A 21,137-nucleotide genomic window follows, 5' to 3' on the forward strand; every position below is an offset into this window, starting at 1 on the left:
CCGACCTATATGCACATCGACGGCCAAACCGCTCAACGATTGTGTCTTAGCCGGATTTCGTGAAAATCCGCGCTACAAGCGGAAGGCGCGATCCTTTCCCATTTCATGAAAGGAAAAATAATTCACAAGGAAGGGTACTTCCTTTCATATGGATTTGCCCGAACGGTCTTACCAGGAGGAGTAGGCCGACCCGTCGGAGCTGACCTCCTGGGCTCCGGAGTGCACATCGTTGATGCCAGGTTCTGTCTGATCAATGGTTTGCAGAGTATCGTCCTGCCCTGGGACCCAGGTATCCGTCCGATGGGTGAAGGGATCGACCGGAAGGGCCTTGATATAGCCAGCTTCCACCAGGTCGTCCAGCGTCTGCGGAGCCTTCTGTTTATCCACCGTGTAAGAGTCAATGGCGGAACGGAGTGTCCGCAGATCTTCCCGCAATACAGCCTCGCGCGCATGACGAACGCTCTGCACGTACATGGGAACAGCGATCGCGGCCAGGATGCCAATGATGACCATCACGATCATCAGCTCGATGAGCGTGAAGCCGAGTTCGCTTCGGCGGGTCCGGGATGGTGCGAAAGCTACCATGTGGAATATTTTGTACCGTCCATCGCTGTGTTCTGGCTCTTGGAGTACACGTCAAAGACGTTCTGGCCACCGAAGGAATCGGAATCCGGATCGTCCTGGTTGGAACGCATTCCCCATTCAGCGGTTCCAGTCATGGGATCGATCGGAATGCGCCGAAGGAAACGAACTTTCTTGCCCTGAACATCGACCCCTTTGACCAGGGTATCGAGGTCGGGCGGGTAGCCGAGAGAGTCCGCCTTCACCTGGAAGGCTCCTTTGTCGGCAGCGTCCTTGTAGCGATCGATTGCAGCTCTCATCTCCCACAGGTCCCGGCGCAGCTCGCGCTCTTTCTCCCGTTTTACCTGGAAGCGCGCGATTGGAACCGCGGCGGTCGCCAGGACGGACAGGATAGCCACAACAACGATCAGCTCCACCAGGGTTAACCCGGCTTCCGGGTTCTGTGCCGAAGCCTCGCCGGACGGACGGAAAAGGCGGCGTTCACGATGCCCTTCGCCACCTACCCGCTGCTGGAGGAACGACTTGGAGCCAACAATCACTTCACGTGTACCACGGACTGCGAGCCAACTGCCGGCAGGTTCGCCTGGGCACTGTTTCTTGCGCCTACCTTCACCAGCGCAAGGTTCGAGTCACCCGCAGCTACCGCCTTGAAGGTCAGGGTGGCCACGGTTCCCTGCCCGCTGACGCCCTGAACGTTCGGGGGCCTGGAGGTGGAGATGGTCACCATGCCGTTGCCCTCATCTCGATGGACGATGGAGACCGCCTGTCCGTCACGCTCCAGCAGGGTTCCGGCGTCCACATTGACCAGCTGCAGGACGGCAGGATTGAACTGAAGCTGCATCGGCACGGCGAATAGATCGTTGGCGTTCGAGGCATTGACCGACACCTGGAAAGTGCTGCCCACATTCTGGACCGCTGGAGGCGGGACCACCGAGAGACTAACGGGGGTTCCCGGCGCAGGCGGCTGGGCTGCAGGATTTGCTGTATTCGCCGCCGGTGGCGTAGCGCCTGGCGGGGGTGGGGTGGGAGGCTGCGCCTGCTGCAGGATCTGCTGAGCTGCCGCCGAGGCCGCATTGGCAGCGGTCGAAGGCTGGCCGATAGACTTCGGCCTTCCCGGAAGCACGTCTTCATCCTGTCCGGAAAGCGTTGGATCCTGACGCAACTGGAACGAGGTGCTGGTTCCGGTATCGATCGCACGCGTATTGAGGCGCGTAAGTACCGGTTCACGAACAATATGCGGGATTAACAGGAAGATGATCTCGTTCTGCTGCGTCTCGCGAGAGTTGGAGGCGAAGAAGAACTTGAAGAATGGAATCTCGCTGAGGCCGGGGGTTCCGTTGAGGCCGCGGGTGTCCTGCTTGGTGACCAGCCCGGCCAGGATGCTGGGCTCACCTTCTTTGAGCTGAATGACCTGCTCGACGACGTTCTGTCCGATGACCGGCTCTGCGACACCGGAGATGGTAACGGTGTTCTGCTGCGAGGACACCTCCATCTTCATCTTCAGAGATACCTCCCGGTCGTAGTGGACCGTGGGGGTCATATCGATCTGGACGCCAACATCAAGATAGGTGAACTGGGTCTGGACACCGATGCTGGCCACGCCGGTCGCCACGCCCGCGTTGTAGGAGCCGGTCGCCACCGGGATTCTCTGGCCGATCTTCAGATTGGCGCGCTGCCCATCGGTTGCGCGGATTCTCGGATTCTGCAGAATTCTGGTGTCGCTGTCAGTCAAAAGAGCGTCGAGCGTAGCCGACGGGATGCCCACGCCAAAGTTAGTGGCGTTTATGTTCCCGAGGGTATTGAGCGTAAAGTTCGACGGCGAGTTCGTTCCGGTGGAAGAGGATGAGGAACTGCTGGAAGTCGTACTTGGGCTGGCCTGCGGAGTGATCGTGATGGACTGCGGCAGGGCGATGCCGAGCTTGCGCATCTTGTCGCGATTGACTTCGAGGATGGCCACATCGACGACGACCTCTGGTCGTGCGCGATCCACATCATCGATCAGCTTCTGGGCCAGGAGGAGCTGATCGGGAGTGGCCCTCAGGATGATCGCACTCTGACTGGGAACGAGGACGATCTTCGAGCTGGGATCGAGCACATTGCGCAGCGCGGTCAAAACTTCGTTCGCGTCCGACTGCTGGCTGGCATTGGTCAGGTAGAAGGTCTGAACCGCTAGTTCATCCAGATCGGTCCGCTTGGTCCGATTGTTCTGCGCGACAAAGATGGTGTTCGAGGTAACGGGCTTATAGAAAGTTCCGGCGATCGTTCCCACAATCCGCAGGGCATCGGCCAGAGAGACGTTTACAAGGTCGATGGGAATGCGCTTGGACGTGTAATCGGGATCGAAGATCACGTTGAGCCCGGCGGCCTTGCCGATCGCCTGGTAGATGTTCTTGACGTCCTCAACAGCGTGCAGGGTGATCGGCTCTGAGGAGACAGGCTTTAGTTCAATGGGACCGGCGACGGTGCTGATGGCGGCGAGATTATCCACGCCAATCTGCTGATTCTGCACCGGTGCGCCGGTCGATGAGGATTGCGTCTCGATCTCGTGGGTGACCCGATCGAACTCCTGCTGGGCAGTCTGGTTGGCGGAATCGATCTCCAGGGCTCTGCTGAACTGGCTCAAAGCTCCCTGCAGATCGCCGTTCTGGCGCAGCACGCGGCCACGATCCACATGGCTGATTGCGGCCTGAAAGCGCATCAGCTCATAGTGCGCCTTGTATCTCAGATCCTTGGGGTTCTTCAACATCGCCTGGCGGTAGGCTTCGTATGCTGTGTCGTAGTCCTGACGCAGCTCCGCGTCCTGCCCTCTTTTGTCCCAGGTCTTGGCCGACTGTGCATGGAGAGAGGAGCTGCCAAGAAGAAGGACCGCTACAAGGGCGAGAGCCAACTGTGCGGCATGCCGAACTGGTATGGAGAAAACTGGGAGCTTGCCACGACTCATACTGCGTTCGTTTGCGTCCTTTACACCGAAAAGAGTGAGGCGTTTGCCGGAGTGCGCTCCTACCCCTGGATTTGGACAAGGGAGGACGCTGCCTGTGGAGGCGTTTCCTGCCAGGCTGGTGCGCTCGGGTGAGTATAGCATTCGGACTTCAAATTCCTTGTCGTTTCGCGGCACAGAACCGGTCGTTTCTACCGATGGCAGAGAGTGGAACGCTGGAGAACCTGGGCGTCTCACGGTTAGACGAGCGCAAGCCGCGTGGGTGAGGTCGCTCACTCTGCCCATGTTAAAGTAAGAGATTCATGCCTCGCTCGCTTTCCAACCCGACCGCAGCCTACCAGCCGAAAGCTTCGGCCCCGAAGGTGAAGGATCGGGATCCGGTTGCGGCAGGACAGCGCGATGCATCGGTCAACCGTGCGGCCAGCCACAACTACTTCCTTACAGACCGCTTTGAGGCAGGAGTCGCCCTGCGCGGCACCGAAGTGAAATCCATCCGGGAGGGCAAGGCGAACCTGAAGGATGCCTATGGGCTTCTGAAGGATGGAGAGTGCTATCTGCTGAACGCGCACATTGGCCCCTTCTCCCACGGCAACACCATGAATCACGACTCCCTGCGTACTCGCAAATTACTGCTGCACAAAGGAGAGTTGCGCAAGCTGGAGAGCATGACACGGCAGAAGGGATACACCCTTATCCCGACACGTCTGTACTTCCGCCACGGACGGGTGAAGTGCGAACTCGCCATAGCCAAGGGCAAGCAAGACTGGGACAAGCGTGAAACCGAGCGCCGCAAAGAGGCCGACCGCGAAGCACGGGCAGCCATCGTGCGGAGCCAGCGCAGCTGATAACTTCTGCCTCTGGGCCCGCCACTGCGTCTGAGGAGTACCGAGAAACTCACTTCGATAGACCCTGCGTCAGTTTCACTCACATTTTAACTACGTCAGTTGACAGCCATACGGAGCCTGCCCTATCGTTAGCAATCGGAAGCATCGAGTGCTAATCGCCTGCCGGGCTAATGCCGGGCGATACCCTCCCGGTCAGATTTTGGCGGGATTAAGGCAGCGATGGAAATTCCAAAAAACTGCAAAGGCTACGGGCAATATTTTGCCCACGAGGTCGATGCGCGAATTCAACCCGGCGAGTCATTCTCGTTTCGGAACTAAAAAGCAACAAGGAGAGATAGCAAATGGCGAAGACATTCACACCGCTGCACGATCGCATCCTGGTCCGCCGCGTCGAAGAGGGCGAAACCCTCCGTGGCGGCATCATCATCCCCGACTCCGCCAAGGAAAAGCCCCAGCAGGGCGAAGTTATCTCGGTCGGTAAGGGCAAGTCCAACGACGAAGGCAAGGTCTTCCCGCTCGACGTCAAGGCTGGCGACCAGATCCTCTTCGGCAAGTACTCGGGCACCGAAATCAAGCTTGACGGCGAAGAGTTCCTGATCATGCGCGAAGAAGAAGTCCTCGGCATCCTCAAGTAGTGCTTCGCGGACGGCGGGAGGCGGCTTCGCCGCGTTCTTCGCTGGAATGAAGAGGTCGCCTCATGGAGCGTATCCGTTGGTTTGGAATGCTGAGGACGCTCTTCAGTCGCAGGAGGTTTTGAGGACCGTTTCAGCGCAAGCAGTTCGGCAACAAGTTTTGTTAAGCACACGGCTTCAGCCGTGTGAATCAGCAGATTCCCTGAGGGGGCTTTAGCCCCTGAGGTCAAAAATCAACGCGAGCCGCAAAAAGCGGCGCGAGGAGAAGAAAATGGCAAAGCAGATTCTGCATGGAGAAGATTCGCGTCAGGCGATCCTGCGTGGCGTCAACACGCTGGCCGACGCTGTGAAGGTCACACTCGGTCCGAAGGGCCGCAACGTTGTTATCGAGAAGAAGTTCGGCTCGCCCACCATCACCAAGGACGGCGTTACTGTCGCCAAGGAGATCGAGCTCGGCAACAGCCTCGAGAATATGGGCGCACAGATGGTGCGCGAGGTCGCTTCGAAGACCTCCGACGTTGCCGGTGACGGCACCACCACCGCGACCGTTCTGGCTCAGGCCATCTATCGCGAGGGTGTAAAGACGGTTGCCGCCGGTGCAAATCCGATGGCTCTGAAGCGCGGCATCGATAAGGCTGTCGAGGCCATCATCGGCAAGCGCGACGAGCACGGCGCCGTTCAGGGTGGAGCTCTCTCCAAGCTGTCCAAGCCCGTCTCCGGCGACATGATTGCACAGGTCGGAACCATCTCGGCCAACAGCGATGCGCAGATCGGCACCATCATCGCCGAGGCGATGAAGAAGGTTGGCAAGGACGGCGTCATCACCGTCGAAGAGTCGCGCACCATGGAGACACAGCTTGAGGTCGTCGAAGGCATGCAGTTCGACCGCGGCTACCTGTCGCCCTACTTCGTGACCGATGCCGAGCGCATGGAAGCTGCTCTTGAGAATCCCTACATCCTGATCTACGAGAAGAAGATCTCCTCGATGAAGGACCTGCTTCCGCTGCTCGAGCAGATCGCCCGCACCGCCAAGCCGCTTGTCATCATCGCTGAGGATGTTGACGGCGAGGCTCTCGCGACCCTGGTCGTCAACAAGCTGCGTGGCACGCTGAACGTCGCTGCCGTCAAGGCTCCCGGCTTCGGCGATCGCCGCAAGGCCATGTTGCAGGACATCGCAATCCTGACCGGCGGCAAGGCCATCACCGAGGACCTCGGCATCAAGCTCGAGTCGGTCAAGATTGAGGACCTCGGCACCGCGAAGCGCGTCACCATCGATAAGGACAACACCACCATCGTCGACGGCGGCGGAAAGGGTGGCGAGATCGAAGGCCGCGTGAAGGAGATTCGTGCCCAGATCGACAAGACCACCTCGGACTACGATCGCGAGAAGCTGCAGGAGCGTCTCGCCAAGCTGGTTGGCGGCGTCGCTGTCATCAAGGTTGGTGCTGCAACCGAGACCGAGATGAAGGAGAAGAAGGCTCGCGTTGAAGACGCGATGCACGCGACCCGTGCGGCTGTGGAAGAGGGCATCGTCCCCGGCGGCGGCGTTGCGCTGATTCGCGCAACTTCGGCTGTCGACGATGTCGTCAAGGGTCTCGAGGGTGACGAGAAGATCGGTGCTTCGATCATCCGTCGCGCCATCGAAGAGCCTCTGCGCATGATCGTCTCGAACGCCGGCGAAGAAGGCGCAGTCGTCATCGGCAAGATCCTCGACTCGAAGGAGACCAACTTCGGCTACAACGCCGGAACCGGCGCCTACGAGGACCTGGTGAAGGCCGGTGTCATCGACCCGACCAAGGTAACCCGCACCGCCCTGCAGAACGCGGCTTCCATCGCCGGTCTGATGCTCACCACCGAGGCCATGATCTCCGAGATCCCGGAGAAGAAGGAAGCCCCGGCCGGTGGACACAACCACGGCAGCATGGACGGCATGTACTGAGCTTCGCGCTCGGCGAAACGCGCCTTTCGGCGCAAAAACAAAGACCCTGGAGATCTTCCGGGGTCTTTGTTTTTAAGCCTTCGAGAGTTACTGAACGGCAAAATTGAAAACCGTCGTTTTCCTTTTTTGTTCCTTCGACTTATCCTTATCGCGCAACACCAATTGAATAAAACGAAACAAGGAGCGTGATGATCTCCCGTAGAGAATTCTCAAAGCTGGGCGCCCTCGGCCTCGCCGCCCATACATTTTCTCCACTTCCTCTCATTGGTCAGAGCGCGGGGAAAAAGATCGGCTACTGCATCATTGGACTTGGCCGCATCGCAGACCACCACATGCGCGGCATCGCAAAGACCTCAACCTCAGCGATCACGGGCCTGGTGAGCGGACACCGTGACAAGGCCGAGCGCATCGCTGCACAGTATGGCGTGCCGAAGGAATCAATCTACAACTACGAGGACATGGATCGTATCCGCGACAACAAGGCGATCGATGCCGTCATCGTGTGCCTGCCGAACAGCATGCATGCCGAATATACGACTCGCTCGGCAAAGGCCGGGAAGCATGTTCTGTGCGAGAAGCCGATGGCAGTTACGGTTGCGGAGTGCGAGCAGATGATTGCTGCCTGCAAGTCGGCCAATGTGAAGCTGATGATTGCCTATCGCATGCACTACGAGCCGTACACCCTGAAGACGATCGAGCTGATCAAGTCAGGAGCGCTGGGAAAGGTGCAGGGGATCGACAGCGCCAATGGCTTCAACATCGCACATGGCGAGTGGAGGACGCAGCGCTCGCTGGCAGGTGGAGGACCGCTGATGGACGTCGGCATCTACTGCCTGAACGCTACGCGCTACCTGACCGGCGAGGAGCCGGTTGCCTTCACAGCTGTGGCTACTTCGAACAGGAACGACGAACGCTTCAAGGACATCGAAGAGAATCTCTCCTGGACGATGCGCTTCCCCTCCGGCACGGTCGCGAGCTGCTCCACGACGTACGGGGCACAGATGCCGAGTTACGCCAAGGTCTTCGGAGAGAACGGCTGGCTGGAGTTCGATAACTTCAACTACGAGGGACAGCGGCTGACCGCGATGTACAGGAAGGACCGCGGCTCGCCCGCCGTGAAGCTCGATGAGGCTTCGACACTGCACGACCCCAGCCAGTTTGTCGATCAGGTGAATCACTTCACGAGCTGTGTTCTTGAAAACAAGACACCAGGAACGCCAGGCGAAGAAGGTCTCAAGGACATGCGTCACATTGAGTCGATTTATAAGGCCGCCGGCCTCACTCTCGGTTAGCCGAGGGTGAGGTTGTGATGCGGACTCCTGGACGAATATAGCGAGCTGCCTGCAGCTTCGTAGAGCCGAGCGTGGTGGAGAACTTTAGCGCGATCAGGTTGTTGCTCGTCTTGGCAGGCGCCGGGAACGTTGCCACAAAGCTCTCGGAGACGGACTTCGTGAACCTTTCGAAGAATGGCGTGAGGGAGACGGGGTTCCCAGTTCCCTGGAAGTATGCCTGTCCTCCAGTCTCGTCAGAGACCTTGGCGAGATAACTCTGCCCGCTAAAGCTGGCAGCTCCTCCGCGAATGCCCGCGTTGGTGTAATAGATGGTGTAGACAGGCACGCCTGCGCGTTGGGCATCGCGGATGGAGTTATCGACGTAGACGCTGTTCTGGTTCAGGGGGCTGACGCTGCCGTTATAGGGATCGACACCGTTGGTGATCATGATGACAAAACGAGCCTTCGCTGTGACAACACTACCCTGATCTCTTGCTCCCTCTTTGCTACCAGGCCAGTTCTTCACAAAATCAGACAGGCAGAAGTAGGGGCTTGCGCTGAGGCCGGGGGAGCCCATCGGAAGCCGCAGGTTTGCAGCGGCGGCCTTGTGGTCCGTGGAGAACGGCTGCTGAGAGACCACGCGACCATTCTGCATGTACCCGACGAGGATTTCGGTTCCTTCCGGCAACGACTGGATGAAGTTCCGGATGTCGGGCAACAAACGACCGACTGAAGTACGAAGACCATCGTCGATCAGCAGAGCTACCTGAGTTCCATTGGGCTTAACGGGCTCGACGGCTGTCAGCGGCGTCTCGTGGTTGTTGACGCGCACCTTCAGATTCTGGGCCGTCAATGGCTGTGGAGACTTCGCATTGACCGTGACGATCGCCTGCGTCAGGGGTCCTTCCTGCGCGAGGACGAAGAGAGGGGAGGCAAAAAGCGCAGTCGCAAAGAGGATTTTCCGGAGGGTCATATTTTACTTTCCTTTCCCTGTCTCATTAGACGCTTCAGTTGCGGTTCCCGACTCTACCCTATCCGGTATATTTTTGGCGCAAAATATTGGCATAATGAGACTTACATTGGAGCTTCGATATGGGTCCGCAATCCTTCGGGCCAGGAAAGATTGCCGCCTAGACCGGATTGCTGTTCATCTTTAACCCGTCATACAGAGTTTTGATTTCCTGCAGAAAGATAAAGACTCCGGGGAACCGGAGCCTTCGTGTCTTCCTTCTTTATTTTTTTACTGATTTGACTCCATCAAATCGGCAGAGATAACCGCCTTGCATCTCAAGGAGATCAATCGCTGTTTTTTGGCAGCCACTGCCTCTTAGTCGCCGCCGAGCCGTACCTTGAGACCGGTGCGGAACGTAAATGGAAGCGATGGATAGCCGATCGGGCCGATGTGCTGTTGCGATAGCAGGTTCCCGAGTTCCGCGAAGGCGGTTACGTGATGAGTAAAGGCGTAGGTCCCATACGCATCGAGCTTGGCGTAGCCGAAGTCGAGATTGCGATTCGGCAGCAGCAGTGTGTTGCCGCCGTTGAAGTCCGAGTAGGAGAGGAAGGTTGAGTCATCCGCACGGCTGGCGAAGGCTCCCTTGAGAGCGGCGGAAAATTTGTTGCTGGTGTACTGCGCGGCGAAGAAGCCCGTCTGTGGCGGGCGGCGGAAGGGACGCTGACCGACCAGCGGGTACGACGCTCCTATGGGCGTGTCAGGGTAGTTGGGATTGACGGCTGCGGTGCCGTTGGCGATGGCATCGGTCGAATAAGATTGCTCAACCAGTGAGGCGAGATAGGTGTATCCGCCACGAAGCAGGATCCTGTGGGTGGGAGCGAACTGCAGTTCTCCCTCAAAGCCCTGGGCACGATAGGCCAGGGTGTTCAGCAGTGCGCCGAAGATGATAGAGGTTGGAGTATTAATTCCGAAGACCGTCCGAAGCGTGCCATTGTCGATGTAATCGAGCTGATGGCTGAACTGATTGTGGAAGTAACCCGCTTTCAAGACCAGGGCCTGGCCGAGGATGTTCTGGTCCACACCGACGTCAAAGGTGCGGGACCGGAGCGCCTGGATAGGACGCACGTGGTAAGCCTCAATGAGGTCCGTCAAGTCCGCATCCTGGAGCTCTTTATAGAGCGAGGAGAACTCAACCGAGAGTGAAGGCTCCTGAACACCAGTGGAGGCATTGGCGCGAATCCTGGTTCCATGGAACAGCCCGTTTCCGGGCCGTACAGGAACCCAGGCAAGACCGAAGCGAGGTGTGCCTGCAGTACCGTACAGGTTGTTGCGCTCGATGGCTCCGCCAAACGAATAGAAGATGCGGTTTTTAATATCGCCTTGAAACTGGAGTGTGTACTGGTAGTTGGTCCGCTTGACGACCTGGGACTCAAAAAAGTTGGGATTGTTATATGAACCGCGCTCGTCTTCGTAACGGAATCCGAAGAGGCCGATGAAGTGCGGCGAGAAGGTGAAGTCGGACTGATAGTACAGCTCGTCCCGCAGCGAAGACTGATCAGTGGGTGCGGTTCCGGCGAAGAGGAAGGAGGCGCGTCCGGTGCCTGAGGTTCCATTGGCTCCATCGATGGTGACGATGTTTCCAAAGTACAGCGTATAACCGGGAAATCCACCAAAGCCGGGATAGTCGACGGCTTCTCCTGGAGCATAGAAGGTGACGGCCTGTTCGCGCTTACGAGCGATGCCGTAGCGAACGAGATTGTGCCACCTGTCACGCCAGCGATTTTCGAGCGTAGCGCCAGAGTAAAGATCCTGATCAGATTGCTTTCCCGGATTCGGAATGCCATAGAAGCTGTAAGCGCCGGGAAGTCCGGTGGCCGAGACACCGTTGCGGATGGTAAAGCGGAGCGAGGTGTTGGCGGTGATGTTGTAGCCGAGATTCCCCGCACTGGTTGACGAGTGATAGCGATCCATGGGGATGGAGTTTGAGGTGTCGAATCGCGAGAAGGCGCCGTAGTAGTCGAGGCGGCGGCGGGCACCGCTGAGGGTGACTTCATTGCGCCAGGTGTGGAAGTTCCCGGCGTCTCCGGAGTAGTTGAGGATGGGGCGGGATGTAGCGCCACGGGGCGTGGTGAAGTTCACCACCGAGGCTCCGGCGTCGGAGCCGTAGAGAACGCTGTTCGGACCGCGGTAAAGCTCGAAACCATCGAGGGCAGTCGAAGAGACGGTTCCGAAGTCGAACCGTCCGCCGATATCTTCTGACGTGACACCATCGATCATCACCTTGTTGGCGTCCGAGTTTCCGCCGCGCACAAAGAGAGAGCCTACACCGCCGTATTGCCCGGACTGGACGAAGTTGACGCCGGGCGACTGGCGAAGATCGTCCATCACTCCGACGCGGGTCTGAAGTGCGCTGAACGGGATGAGATTGATGGCAGAGCTGGCCTGCTGGATGGGCGTGGGGATTCCTGTCGCGGTGACGGTCACTTGCGCGGTGACAGAGGCAACCTCAAGGGTCACGTTGCGGCTGACGATATCGGTGCGTCCGCCATAGAAGCTCTGGCTGATGCCCGAGGTGAACGTCGGCGAGGAGGTAAGAAGAACGAATCTTCCGGAGCCGGTGCTGCGAATCTCAAAGGAACCGTCGGAACCACTGAGGGCAGAGCCCGCTACGGATTTGCCCTGAATGAGTTGAACACGTGCTCCAGGCACAGCTGCGCCGAGCGGATCGGTAACGGTTCCACGGACGATAACGGCACGGGAAGAGGTACTGGCGAAGGCAAAGAGCGCAAAAGCGACAAGAAGACGGAAGAGAGGTGAGACCGCAAACGGACGTGCGGATGCTTGCATGAGGTTGGACTCCTCGTTCCCCCCTCGGGAACGTGGCTGTTGTGCGACAACGAAACCGGTCTCCTGACTGTCGCGTTCCATGTCTGCCATCAGGGCTCTTCCCTTCCCGAAGAATGGATCAGTGGGAGTGAGCCAGGCAGCATTCACACTCATACAAGTACAAGCATGCGCGAATCACAGTTGCGGGGCAGTGGCGGAATCTCACCGCGCTTCCCGAGCATTTCATTGCGTTACAAAGTAAATTTAGACGACGCGAACTCGTTGACGACAGCCCGGCCGCAGGTTTAGAGCAATATCTATTAGTTTGCGGTATATGAAAGCACGAAGTCAAAAGTAACAACAGCTGCCTGCCGGAGTTGTCATTCCGGTGTCATCACCCCTATTGGTTATCGGGATGGAGAGTTTCTGTTCTGCCCTTAGCATCTGGAAATCCTGCGGGCAAGATGCAGGAATGCTTCGCGTTGCTCAGGATGACGGTTTTAGCCGTGAGTGGTTATCAATACTTACGCTGCAGGAATGTTCTATTTTTGCAGGCTGAGCGGGTCGAACTTTTTGGTGTCTTCGAGAGCAAATCGGCCGATCTCGAACGGGTGCGAGGTCTGGGGCTTGTTGTAGACCGGATCGGAGGGATAAGGCGAAGGAGTGAGCGTAGGAAAGGCCCAGACGCGGCCGTTGCTGAGGTCGACGACCACCTTCGAGTAGACCTGCTGGCTGTTATCGGGAGCGCGGACGAGAAAGGTGCCCGGCTCGAAGAAGTAGTTCGTATCGGTGGACTGGGCCAGAACGGGCTCCGGGGCGCGAACGGGGCGCAGAACGAGCGCCAGAAGGAGCAGCGCGATGGCCGCAAGCAGAATGTTGGTCGATCTGAGGGCATTCATAGAACTCTCTTAGGGCGATCCTCTCTACGAGAAAGCCGCATATCCTTCGACTCCGGCCTTCGAGCCGCGGCTCAGGGTGACACCTATGGTAAGTCTCAATTCTCAATGACGCCCGTACAATTCCGAGGATTGTTGCAGGTTTCTTCGATCAGGGGATGAGGAGAAGCTTGCCGGTTGTCTTGCGACCCTCGAGGTCACGGTGCGCATGAGCGGCGTCGGCCAGCGGATAGACGTGTTCCACGCGGAGCGTCAGTTCGCCCTTGGCGATGGCATCGAAGACCTCGCCGGCACGATGCTCCAGCTCTTCACGGGTGGCGGTGTAGTCCTTGAGGGTAGGCCGGGTGATGTAGAGCGAACCCGTCTGCGAGAGGCGAATCAGATCGAAAGGAGGAACCGCTCCGCTGGATGCGCCAAAGAGGACGAGCATACCGCGGCGACTGAGAATCGAGAGGGACTTGTCGAATGTTGTCTTGCCTACAGAGTCGTAGACGACGCGGAGTCCTGACGGTGCGAGCTTCCTGATGGCATCGGCAAAGTCCTCTCTGGTATAGAGGATCACATCATCGGCGCCAGCAGCCCGGGAGAGCTCGGCCTTTTCCTCCGTCGATACTGTTGTGAAGACCGTGGCTCCGAGAGACTTGGCCATCTGCGTCAGCAGCAGGCCAACTCCGCCGGCGCCTGCGTGGATGAGAACCTCATCACCGGGTTGAATGGAATAGGTAGAATGCGCCAGATAATGCGCGGTCATCCCCTGCAACATGGCGGCGGCGGCCTGCTGGGCCGTGACAGCCTCTGGAACATGAACAAGCGACGACACCGGGGCAAGCGCAAGCTGTGCGTAGGTTCCGGGGTACGTGGTCCAGGCGACTCGATCGCCGACTTTGAAGCCGCTGACTGCGGTCTCATCGCCGAGAGCAACGATGATTCCGGCGGCTTCCTGCCCGAGGGTATACGGAAGAGGCGCAGGATAGCGGCCCTCGCGAAGGTAGGTATCGATGAAGTTCACTCCGGAAGCTTCAATGCGCACGAGCGCCTGTCCGGGTCCGGGAGTGGGCGTGGGAAGCTCCGTGAACTGAAGGACCTCTGGACCGCCGTGCTGGAAGATCTGTATCGCCTGCATGGATGATTCGATGCCTCTCGTGTCGGTTTGTTTCAAGAGGATAGCAGGGGTTTCACTCCAGCAAGGAGGTCGACGGGGGGATAGCCCGTTAGATCGCGGATGCTCGCGACGGGGCCGTTCTTCATCACGGACCTGATTCCCTTCTCGCGAGCGCCTTCGGAGGCATAGGTCTCACTTTTGCCGAGGATCTCGTCATCGGCAGAGCGAAGGATGAAGAATGGCTGCGAATGAGACGAACGTTTCCGCTCGAAACGATTGTCCAGCGTACAGCTCCTGCGGACAGATTCGATCGCCTGAAGAGCATTGGTCTTCGAGCAATAGGTCTCGCTGGCAAGAATCACTTCGCCGTTAGCAGCTTTCAGATAAAAGATGAACTGATGCCCCGGTACAGCCTTCAACTCGTAACGGGCTGACATGCCTTCCTCCGTCTGATCTGCAAAAAAGAACAGAATCCAGCTTCCACGGAGGGGCCCTGGCTACCAGCTGGACAGCCAATAATGTATCTCATTGCTGCGAAGATCAGGAAAAGAGTTTTGTCGAACCTGGCGAAAGAGATGAGGGCTACTGTAGCAGACTCTCTTCCGAGCGGAGGCGCACGATGCGGTCGACCGCGTAAGGCGCCCGGTGCGATGCGGTATGGAAATGCCGCACCTGCAGTTCGCCAAGCAGGCCGATACCGATCATCTGGACTCCGGCGAGGATCAGGACGCCGGCGACGACGAAAAGCGGTCCGTGCATGTCCATCACATGCTGGCTGGTTACCAGCTTCAGCACCAGCAGCCATGCTGCAAGGGCGCCGCCTAGGAAAGAGCTGATCGCGCCGATGGTTCCGAAGAAGTGCAAAGGGCGCGTCATGTACTTGAGGAGAAAGCGGATCGTCAGCAGGTCGAAGAAGACCCGGAAGGTGCGGGAGATTCCGTAGTGGCTTTTGCCAAACTGGCGGCTGGGGTTGGAGATCGGAATCTCGCAGATGCTGGCGCCATACCAGGAAGCAAGTGCCGGGATGAAGCGGTGCATCTCGCCGTAGAGCGGAATATTGTGGATGACCTCGCGGCGGTAGGCCTTGAAGGTGGTGCCGAAGTCGTGGATGTTGACTCCGCTGAGAGTGGCCATCAGCCAGTTGGCGATCCGAGAGGGGATGCGGCGCATGACGAAGTTGTCTCCGCGCTGTGCCCGCCATCCGCTGACGACGTCGTAGCCCTCTTCAAGCTTCCCAAGGAAGTTAGGTATCTCGTCAGGAGAGTGCTGCAGGTCGCCGTCCATGGCAAGAATGAAGTCACCCTGGGCGTGGTCGAAGCCGGCCGCGAGGGCCGAGGTCTGCCCGAAGTTGCGTCGCAGCTTGATGACAAGTACGCGTGAATCGACTGCAGCGATCTCTTCCAAAAGACGATAGGTACGGTCACGGGAACCGTCGTCGACAAAGACAAGCTCGAAGGTCTCCCCGATATGCTCCATCACAGCCTTCAGGCGGTCATAGAGCGTCGTCACATTGTCTTCTTCGTTGTGGAAAGGAACTACGATCGAGTATTTCGGCACATCTTCGATGATACTCCCGTTCATCACCAGAGTGACGAAATAGTAACGCCAGAATCTGGAATCAGACGTGGTACACGAATAGGGGCAAAGCTAAATAGTGACTTGCACAATCTCACGCAAGTCACTGATTAAAAACATCATCACCCGTTGCGAAACATCTGTTTGATTCCGCGCAGAGCCTGTCGGGTACGCTCTTCGTTTTCGATGAGGGAGAAGCGAACGTAACCATCTCCATGTTCTCCGAAGCCGACACCAGGACTGACCGCAACCCTGGCTTCGGTCAGCAGCTTTTTAGAGAACTCGATGGAGCCGAGCGAGCGGTACTGCTCAGGGATCTTTGCCCAGGCGAACATGGTCGCCTTTGGCAGCTCGACCGGCCAGCCGAGTTTGTTGAGTCCGGGAACGAGGACGTCGCGGCGGCACTTGTAGTTCTCGACGATCTCGCGAACGCAATCCTGCGGACCCTCAAGAGCCTGAATAGAGGCGACCTGGATGGGCGTAAAGGTGCCGTAGTCGAAGTAGCTCTTGATGCGGCCAAGCGCGGCAACCAATGTCTTATTCCCTACCATGAAGCCGACACGCCACCCAGGCATGTTGTAGCTCTTCGAGAGTGTGAAAAATTCAACGGCGATGTCCTTGGCGCCGGGAACCTCAAGGATGCTGGGAGCGCGATAGCCGTCGAAGACCAGGTCCGCATAGGCGAGATCGTGGACGATATAGATGCCGAGATCCTTGCATAGCTCCACGATCCGCTGGAAGAACGGCAGATCGACGCACTGGGTAGTCGGATTTGCCGGAAAGTTGAGGATCAGGAGTTTAGGGCGCGGCTCCATGCGCGGCAGCTCGTACTCAAGGCGCGCCAGAACCTCGTCTGAGGTCGAACCGGCGATGTTGATGCTCTGCACACGGGAACCCGCGATGACCGGGCCGAAGATGTGGATGGGATAGCTGGGGTTCGGGACCGCTACCGTGTCGTCATCGTCAAGCACGGCCAGGCAGAGATGGGCGATGCCTTCCTTGGAGCCGATGGTGACGATTGCCTCGGTTTCAGGGTCGATATCGACGTTGTAACGGGTCTTGTACCAGTTAGAGATGGCGCGGCGCAGGCGGGGGATACCACGCGAGAGCGAATAGCGATGGGTCTGGGTCTTCTGGGACGCCTCAATCAATTTGTCGACGATATTCTTCGGGGTGGCGCCGTCGGGGTTTCCCATACCGAAATCGATGATGTCTTCGCCCCGTTTGCGGGCGGCGGCCTTCATCTCGCCCGTTATGTTGAACACGTATGCCGGCAGCCTGGTCAGTCGTCTGAAGTCTTCCATTGCGTTTACCGCTTGCCCTCTCCATCCATGATGCCATCGCAAAGGGACGGCAAATTTATCGATTGAAGTGAAATTCGTGTGCGCTACTTTGCAGTTACGGCTACTTCGCAGTTACGGCTATCCGGACCGGCAGATTTCTGGGTGGGTAGCACGCCGCGTTGTCGCACGCCTGGTAGTGAAGGGTGCCAGTGACCATGTGCGCTCCGGCCTGGGCTACGACCGGGAGCTTCACGATGAAATCGCTGGTGTAGACATCCAGCTTCTCCGACGGATTGAAGCTGAAGCTGTATAGCTTGCCAGCCGGATATTCGGCGGAGGAGACCTTCACCCCAGCCGCGTCTTCAAGCTTCAGGGCCGTAGGAATCAGCAGCTCGGACTTCGGGGTGTGGGAGTTGACGTGATAACCATCGGCCACGCGGAAGCGCAGCTCGACCACTTCCCTCTTTCCGGTCTTCAGCTCCTGCGGATCAGCCTGAAAAGTTACATACTGTTTCGGCCTGGGGGCCGGCATGGGCAGGCTTCCCTGTTGAGCGTAGAGGACACCGGAGAGCAGCAGCACAGCTGCCGCAAGGATTTGCCTCACAGTCCACCCACCCCGGTTTCCGTGCCGGATGCAATCGTCTTCTTGATATTTGCTTCGATCATGTCCTTCGAACCAAGACCTGCGGTTTGCTCGACGATGACGCCGTTGCGATCGACGTAGAAGGACATCGGCAGCACATCGAGTCCGCCGTAGGACTGCTGCACCTTACCATCGGCATCGGTCAGGAGGATAGGGTAGGTTACACCAGACTTCTGCGCTACCTTGGAGATGGCATCCTTGCCTGCATCTGCATCGTCGGCAAGTCCGAGAATCTCAAAGCCCTGGGAGGCGTACTGGTTGCGAAGCTGCTCGAACCACGGCATCTCGACCTTGCAGGGACCGCACCAGGTGGCCCAGAAGTTGATCAGCACAGGGCGTCCTTTGTAATCGGCGAGCGAAACCTTCTTGCCGTCGAGGTTCGTAAGGGTAAAGTTCGGAGCCTTTTTCCCGCGCATCTTGGGCGCGAGGTCATCCTCGCCTTCGGCTGCGCCTGCCTTGTCGGGGATGAGAACAACCTGATTCTCCCTCGCCTTCTGCATCGCCAGTTTGCGCTCACGCAGGTTATGCCAACCCGCCCACAGCAGCAGGGCGATTCCCACGACCATGACACCCAGAATTAAAGCTCGACGCATCCGTTCCACTTTTCTGCCCGGACAGCGCGGGGGAGTTCTCCACGATCAAGCCGGGCGCTTTCTACTAGTTTAGACGGAAAGCAGTCAGGGCTGGTTACGAACCCGGAGAAAGACGCTCCTCTGCTAGCATCGGGAAGGCTTAGAACCATGTCAGACACTCCGCTTACCTCCCAGAATCACACCTTACCTTCGGAGTATGTCCGCATCGAGGCAAGAGCTCTGCTTGAGCTGGCGATGCGCCTGGACGGCCCTATGCAGGCGGCCTTTGCTCAGGCCGTAGACCAGGTCCTCGCAGCCATTACCGGCCGCAATCGAGTGATCCTGACCGGGATCGGCAAGAGCGGCATCATCGCACGCAAGATTGTGGCGACACTGTGCTCCACAGGTACACCGGCGCATTACCTGCACCCCGCCGAGGCCGTACACGGAGATCTTGGGATGCTGGCACATGGAGATACCGTCCTGCTGCTCTCCGCCAGCGGGGAGACGGAGGAACTGCTGCGCCTGCTCCCCCTGTTGAAGCGGATGACGGGTAAACTGATCGCTTTCTGCGGCAATCCGTCTTCGACGCTGGCGCAGGCAAGCGATGTGATTCTGGACGCCAGCGTATCGTGTGAGGCCTGCCCGAACAATCTGGCCCCGACCGCCTCAACGACGGTAATGCTCGCGCTAGGGGATGCGCTCGCACTCGAGGTGAGCCGCAGGCGCGGCTGGAAAGCCGAAGACTTTGCCGAACTGCACCCCGGAGGACGCCTCGGCAAACGGCTGGCAAAGGTGGGTGAGTTGATGCATGCGGGCGATGCCCTCCCGAGGGTTTTGTCCCTCACTCCCATGTCCGAAGTGATCTACGAAATGTCTCGCAAGAAGCTGGGAATGACCACGGTGGTCGGCAAAGACGGGGTGCTGCTTGGCATGATCTCGGACGGCGATCTGAGAAGGCTTCTGGAGCGCGATGGAGGCAAGGCGCTGGATCACAACGCGGGCGAGATCATGAACCCAGATCCGATAACAATCGAGCCGGGCGCATTTGCCTCTTCGGCCCTGGCCCTGATGGAAGAGAAGAAGATAACCTCGCTGATCGTGACTACTTCGAATGGACGTGCAGAGGGCGTCCTGCACCTGCACGATCTCTGGACGCTTGAGCTGATATGACCGATGAAGTTGCAATGCCGGGTCCTCGGGAACGGTAGAATACAGAGATATATCGGGAGTCCACTCCTGAGCCTGGAAGGTTATCTCACACGCATGCACCGCTGGTCACAACTCTTTATTCCCACACTTCGCGAAGCCCCGGCAGACGCAGAGGTCGCCAGCCACAAGCTGCTGCTCCGCGCCGGTTATGTACGACAGCTTGGAGCCGGCATTTACAGCTATCTGTTCCTGGGGAATCGGTCGATCAACAAGATCATAGGCATCGTCCGTGAGGAGATGGACAGGATCGGCCAGGAGTTTCTGCTGCCCGCGCTGAATCCTCGCGAGATATGGGAGGAGTCTGGCCGCTGGGAGGTAATGGGCGACAACATGTTCCGCCTGAAGGACCGCAAGGGAGCCGATCTGTGCCTGGGCATGACGCACGAAGAGGTGATGACCTCGATTGCACGAAACGAACTGCGCAGCTATAAACAGCTTCCGCAGATCTGGTATCAGATTCAGACCAAGTTCCGCGATGAGCCGCGTCCGAAGTCGGGGCTGCTGCGTGTGCGCCAGTTCATCATGAAAGATGCGTACTCCTTCGACATCGACGAAGCGGGACTGGACGAAAGTTACAACAAACACGACAAGGCCTACCGCACGATCTTCAGCCGCTGTGGTCTGGAGTTTGTGGCCGTCGAGGCAGATTCGGGAGCCATGGGAGGTTCGGCATCGCAGGAATTTATGGTCTACACCGAGGCTGGTGAGGACCTGATTGCGAGCTCCGTCTCAGGATATGCCGCCAACATGGAGAAGGCTTCCAGTCGCCTGGAAGCTGTCGAGGACCTCGCGCCGACCGGAGACGGCCAGCCGGAGCTGGTGCATACACCGGGACAGCGGACCATCGAAGAGGTTGGCGGATTCCTGAAGGTCAAGCCGCAGTACCAGATGAAGACGATGGCCTATATGGCGACTCTGCCGGAAGTCGACCACGCGAAGCTGGGCAGGCAGCGCGCGGTCGTGGCCTTCCTGCGGGGCGATCACACCTTGAATGAAACCAAGCTCTCGGCCCTGGCAGGCGGTGAGCTGCGGCCGATGACGCCGGAGGAGATCGTTGAGGTCTTCAAGGCTCCGGCCGGATATCTGGGTCCAATCGGCGTGGAAGCCGCTCCCCACCCAAAGAAGCCGGGCACATTGGTCATCCTGGATAAGTCGCTGGAAGGACGCAAGAACCTGATCGCCGGCGCCAACAAAGAGGAGTATCACCTTCGAAATGTGACGCCGGAGCGCGACTTTAAGCCGACGGTGGTGGCGGACATTCGCAATGTAAATGAGGGCGAGCCCGATCCGGTGGATGGCTCTCCGCTGCGCATCGGCAAGGCGGTCGAGATCGGTCACATCTTCAAGCTGGGCTACAAGTACACCAAGTCCATGGGAGCCACCGTGCTGAACCGCGACGGCAAAGAGGTGACGCCGATCATGGGAAGCTATGGCATCGGGATCGAGCGCATCCTGACGGCGGCGATTGAGAGTTCTGCCACGGCCAACGATGGAGTCGCGTTTGCTTTACATCCGGCGATTGCACCGTTCCAGATCGTAGTGACCATCACGAACACAGCCGACGCAAACCTGGTGGCCGCAGGCGAGAAGGTCGCTGCAGACCTGACAAAAGCGGGCCTGGATGTTCTGCTGGACGATCGTGATGAGCGTGCAGGCGTGAAGTTCAAGGACGCCGATCTAATCGGTATTCCTTTCCGTATCAACATCGGTCGAGGAGTCGCGGAAGGAAAGGTGGAACTGGTCGATCGGCTGAACCGGCACACGCAAGAGATTGCACTGGAGCAGGTCGTGCAGGCAGTAACGGATCAGGTAACATCCAACCTGCAAACCCCGCTTCCGGCTTCTGCCGTCTAATCGTCTAAAAGAAAG

Annotated in this window: 18 protein-coding genes and 1 riboswitch; of the genes, 6 read left to right on the forward strand and 12 right to left on the reverse strand. The window is 58.3% G+C overall.

Features of this window, described 5'->3' with window-relative positions:
• Positions 1–168: 168 nt before the first annotated feature.
• From GWR55_RS06600 to GWR55_RS06610, 3 genes are all read right to left on the reverse strand, one after another.
• On the reverse strand, positions 169–585 hold the full coding sequence (locus GWR55_RS06600; protein WP_162401558.1) for a type II secretion system protein: 417 nt from the start codon (positions 583–585) through the stop codon (positions 169–171).
• On the reverse strand, positions 579–1,001 hold the full coding sequence (locus GWR55_RS06605; protein ID WP_238398760.1) for a type II secretion system protein: 423 nt from the start codon (positions 999–1,001) through the stop codon (positions 579–581). Before GWR55_RS06605 ends, GWR55_RS06600 begins: the two co-directional genes overlap by 7 nt.
• Positions 1,002–1,117: 116 nt before the next feature.
• A complete protein-coding gene (locus tag GWR55_RS06610; protein ID WP_238398688.1) occupies positions 1,118–3,523 on the reverse strand; it encodes a cohesin domain-containing protein in 2,406 nt (801 codons plus the stop codon).
• Positions 3,524–3,822: 299 nt separating this feature from the next.
• Here GWR55_RS06610 and smpB point away from each other — a divergent pair, with 299 nt between their 5' ends.
• The 4 genes from smpB (at position 3,823) to GWR55_RS06630 (ending at position 8,228) form a co-directional block, all read left to right on the forward strand.
• Positions 3,823–4,365, forward strand: a complete 543-nt coding sequence (gene smpB, locus GWR55_RS06615; protein WP_162401560.1) for an SsrA-binding protein SmpB — start codon at positions 3,823–3,825, stop codon at positions 4,363–4,365.
• A gap of 341 nt (positions 4,366–4,706) precedes the next feature.
• On the forward strand, positions 4,707–5,000 hold the full coding sequence (gene groES / locus GWR55_RS06620) for a co-chaperone GroES (RefSeq protein ID WP_162401561.1): 294 nt from the start codon (positions 4,707–4,709) through the stop codon (positions 4,998–5,000).
• A gap of 268 nt (positions 5,001–5,268) precedes the next feature.
• Positions 5,269–6,936, forward strand: a complete 1,668-nt coding sequence (groL, locus tag GWR55_RS06625; RefSeq protein WP_162401562.1) for a chaperonin GroEL — start codon at positions 5,269–5,271, stop codon at positions 6,934–6,936.
• 188 nt (positions 6,937–7,124) lie between these two features.
• The gene (locus GWR55_RS06630; protein WP_162401563.1) at positions 7,125–8,228 is read left to right on the forward strand and encodes a Gfo/Idh/MocA family protein; all 1,104 of its coding nucleotides are present in this window, start codon (positions 7,125–7,127) and stop codon (positions 8,226–8,228) included.
• Here GWR55_RS06630 and GWR55_RS06635 read toward each other — a convergent pair.
• The 9 genes from GWR55_RS06635 to GWR55_RS06675 all read right to left on the reverse strand — a co-directional run bounded on the left by GWR55_RS06635 (position 8,215) and on the right by GWR55_RS06675 (position 18,077).
• Positions 8,215–9,180, reverse strand: coding sequence for a hypothetical protein (locus GWR55_RS06635; protein WP_162401564.1), 966 nt, complete (start codon positions 9,178–9,180; stop codon positions 8,215–8,217). The genes GWR55_RS06630 and GWR55_RS06635 overlap by 14 nt on opposite strands.
• A 354-nt stretch (positions 9,181–9,534) precedes the next feature.
• Entirely contained in the window at positions 9,535–12,006 is a 2,472-nt protein-coding gene (locus tag GWR55_RS06640) for a TonB-dependent receptor (protein ID WP_162401565.1), read from the reverse strand.
• A gap of 35 nt (positions 12,007–12,041) precedes the next feature.
• Positions 12,042–12,268: riboswitch (cobalamin riboswitch) on the reverse strand.
• Between the two features lie 259 nt (positions 12,269–12,527).
• Entirely contained in the window at positions 12,528–12,884 is a 357-nt protein-coding gene (locus tag GWR55_RS06645; RefSeq protein ID WP_162401566.1) for a hypothetical protein, read from the reverse strand.
• Positions 12,885–13,032: 148 nt separating this feature from the next.
• Positions 13,033–14,004: a quinone oxidoreductase gene (locus GWR55_RS06650; protein WP_162401567.1), complete on the reverse strand. Its 972-nt coding sequence runs from the start codon at positions 14,002–14,004 to the stop codon at positions 13,033–13,035.
• 32 nt (positions 14,005–14,036) lie between these two features.
• Positions 14,037–14,420 carry a YegP family protein gene (locus GWR55_RS06655; RefSeq protein ID WP_162401568.1) on the reverse strand — a complete coding sequence of 128 codons (384 nt, stop codon included), beginning with the start codon at positions 14,418–14,420 and terminating at the stop codon, positions 14,037–14,039.
• Positions 14,421–14,565: 145 nt separating this feature from the next.
• Positions 14,566–15,540, reverse strand: a complete 975-nt coding sequence (locus GWR55_RS06660; RefSeq protein ID WP_162401569.1) for a glycosyltransferase family 2 protein — start codon at positions 15,538–15,540, stop codon at positions 14,566–14,568.
• Between the two features lie 140 nt (positions 15,541–15,680).
• Complete coding sequence (alaC, locus tag GWR55_RS06665; RefSeq protein WP_162401570.1) at positions 15,681–16,862, reverse strand: alanine transaminase; 1,182 nt, start codon at positions 16,860–16,862, stop codon at positions 15,681–15,683.
• Between the two features lie 100 nt (positions 16,863–16,962).
• Positions 16,963–17,445, reverse strand: coding sequence for a protein-disulfide reductase DsbD N-terminal domain-containing protein (locus GWR55_RS06670; protein WP_238398689.1), 483 nt, complete (start codon positions 17,443–17,445; stop codon positions 16,963–16,965).
• Positions 17,442–18,077: a TlpA disulfide reductase family protein gene (locus tag GWR55_RS06675; protein ID WP_238398690.1), complete on the reverse strand. Its 636-nt coding sequence runs from the start codon at positions 18,075–18,077 to the stop codon at positions 17,442–17,444. Before GWR55_RS06675 ends, GWR55_RS06670 begins: the two co-directional genes overlap by 4 nt.
• Positions 18,078–18,224: 147 nt before the next feature.
• Between GWR55_RS06675 and GWR55_RS06680 the strand changes: the two genes are divergently transcribed.
• Both GWR55_RS06680 and GWR55_RS06685 read left to right on the forward strand, forming a co-directional pair.
• On the forward strand, positions 18,225–19,229 hold the full coding sequence (locus tag GWR55_RS06680; RefSeq protein ID WP_162401571.1) for an SIS domain-containing protein: 1,005 nt from the start codon (positions 18,225–18,227) through the stop codon (positions 19,227–19,229).
• Between the two features lie 93 nt (positions 19,230–19,322).
• Positions 19,323–21,122: a proline--tRNA ligase gene (locus tag GWR55_RS06685; RefSeq protein WP_162401572.1), complete on the forward strand. Its 1,800-nt coding sequence runs from the start codon at positions 19,323–19,325 to the stop codon at positions 21,120–21,122.
• Positions 21,123–21,137 lie beyond the last annotated feature (15 nt).

The organism is Edaphobacter sp. 12200R-103 (genome assembly GCF_010093025.1).
Lineage (GTDB): Bacteria > Acidobacteriota > Terriglobia > Terriglobales > Acidobacteriaceae > Edaphobacter.

Excerpts from the sequence above, each read along its gene's own strand:
- GWR55_RS06675 (WP_238398690.1), bottom strand. The coding sequence starts at position 18,077 with ATGCGTCGAGCTTTAATTCTGGGTGTCATGGTCGTGGGAATCGCCCTG.
- GWR55_RS06635 (WP_162401564.1), bottom strand. The coding sequence starts at position 9,180 with ATGACCCTCCGGAAAATCCTCTTTGCGACTGCGCTTTTTGCCTCCCCT.
- GWR55_RS06645 (WP_162401566.1), bottom strand. The coding sequence starts at position 12,884 with ATGAATGCCCTCAGATCGACCAACATTCTGCTTGCGGCCATCGCGCTG.
- GWR55_RS06650 (WP_162401567.1), bottom strand. The coding sequence starts at position 14,004 with ATGCAGGCGATACAGATCTTCCAGCACGGCGGTCCAGAGGTCCTTCAG.
- groL (WP_162401562.1), top strand. The coding sequence starts at position 5,269 with ATGGCAAAGCAGATTCTGCATGGAGAAGATTCGCGTCAGGCGATCCTG.
- GWR55_RS06640 (WP_162401565.1), bottom strand. The coding sequence starts at position 12,006 with ATGCAAGCATCCGCACGTCCGTTTGCGGTCTCACCTCTCTTCCGTCTT.
- groES (WP_162401561.1), top strand. The coding sequence starts at position 4,707 with ATGGCGAAGACATTCACACCGCTGCACGATCGCATCCTGGTCCGCCGC.
- GWR55_RS06680 (WP_162401571.1), top strand. The coding sequence starts at position 18,225 with ATGTCAGACACTCCGCTTACCTCCCAGAATCACACCTTACCTTCGGAG.
- GWR55_RS06610 (WP_238398688.1), bottom strand. The coding sequence starts at position 3,523 with ATGAGTCGTGGCAAGCTCCCAGTTTTCTCCATACCAGTTCGGCATGCC.
- GWR55_RS06655 (WP_162401568.1), bottom strand. The coding sequence starts at position 14,420 with ATGTCAGCCCGTTACGAGTTGAAGGCTGTACCGGGGCATCAGTTCATC.
- GWR55_RS06600 (WP_162401558.1), bottom strand. The coding sequence starts at position 585 with ATGGTAGCTTTCGCACCATCCCGGACCCGCCGAAGCGAACTCGGCTTC.
- smpB (WP_162401560.1), top strand. The coding sequence starts at position 3,823 with ATGCCTCGCTCGCTTTCCAACCCGACCGCAGCCTACCAGCCGAAAGCT.
- GWR55_RS06685 (WP_162401572.1), top strand. The coding sequence starts at position 19,323 with ATGCACCGCTGGTCACAACTCTTTATTCCCACACTTCGCGAAGCCCCG.
- alaC (WP_162401570.1), bottom strand. The coding sequence starts at position 16,862 with ATGGAAGACTTCAGACGACTGACCAGGCTGCCGGCATACGTGTTCAAC.
- GWR55_RS06630 (WP_162401563.1), top strand. The coding sequence starts at position 7,125 with ATGATCTCCCGTAGAGAATTCTCAAAGCTGGGCGCCCTCGGCCTCGCC.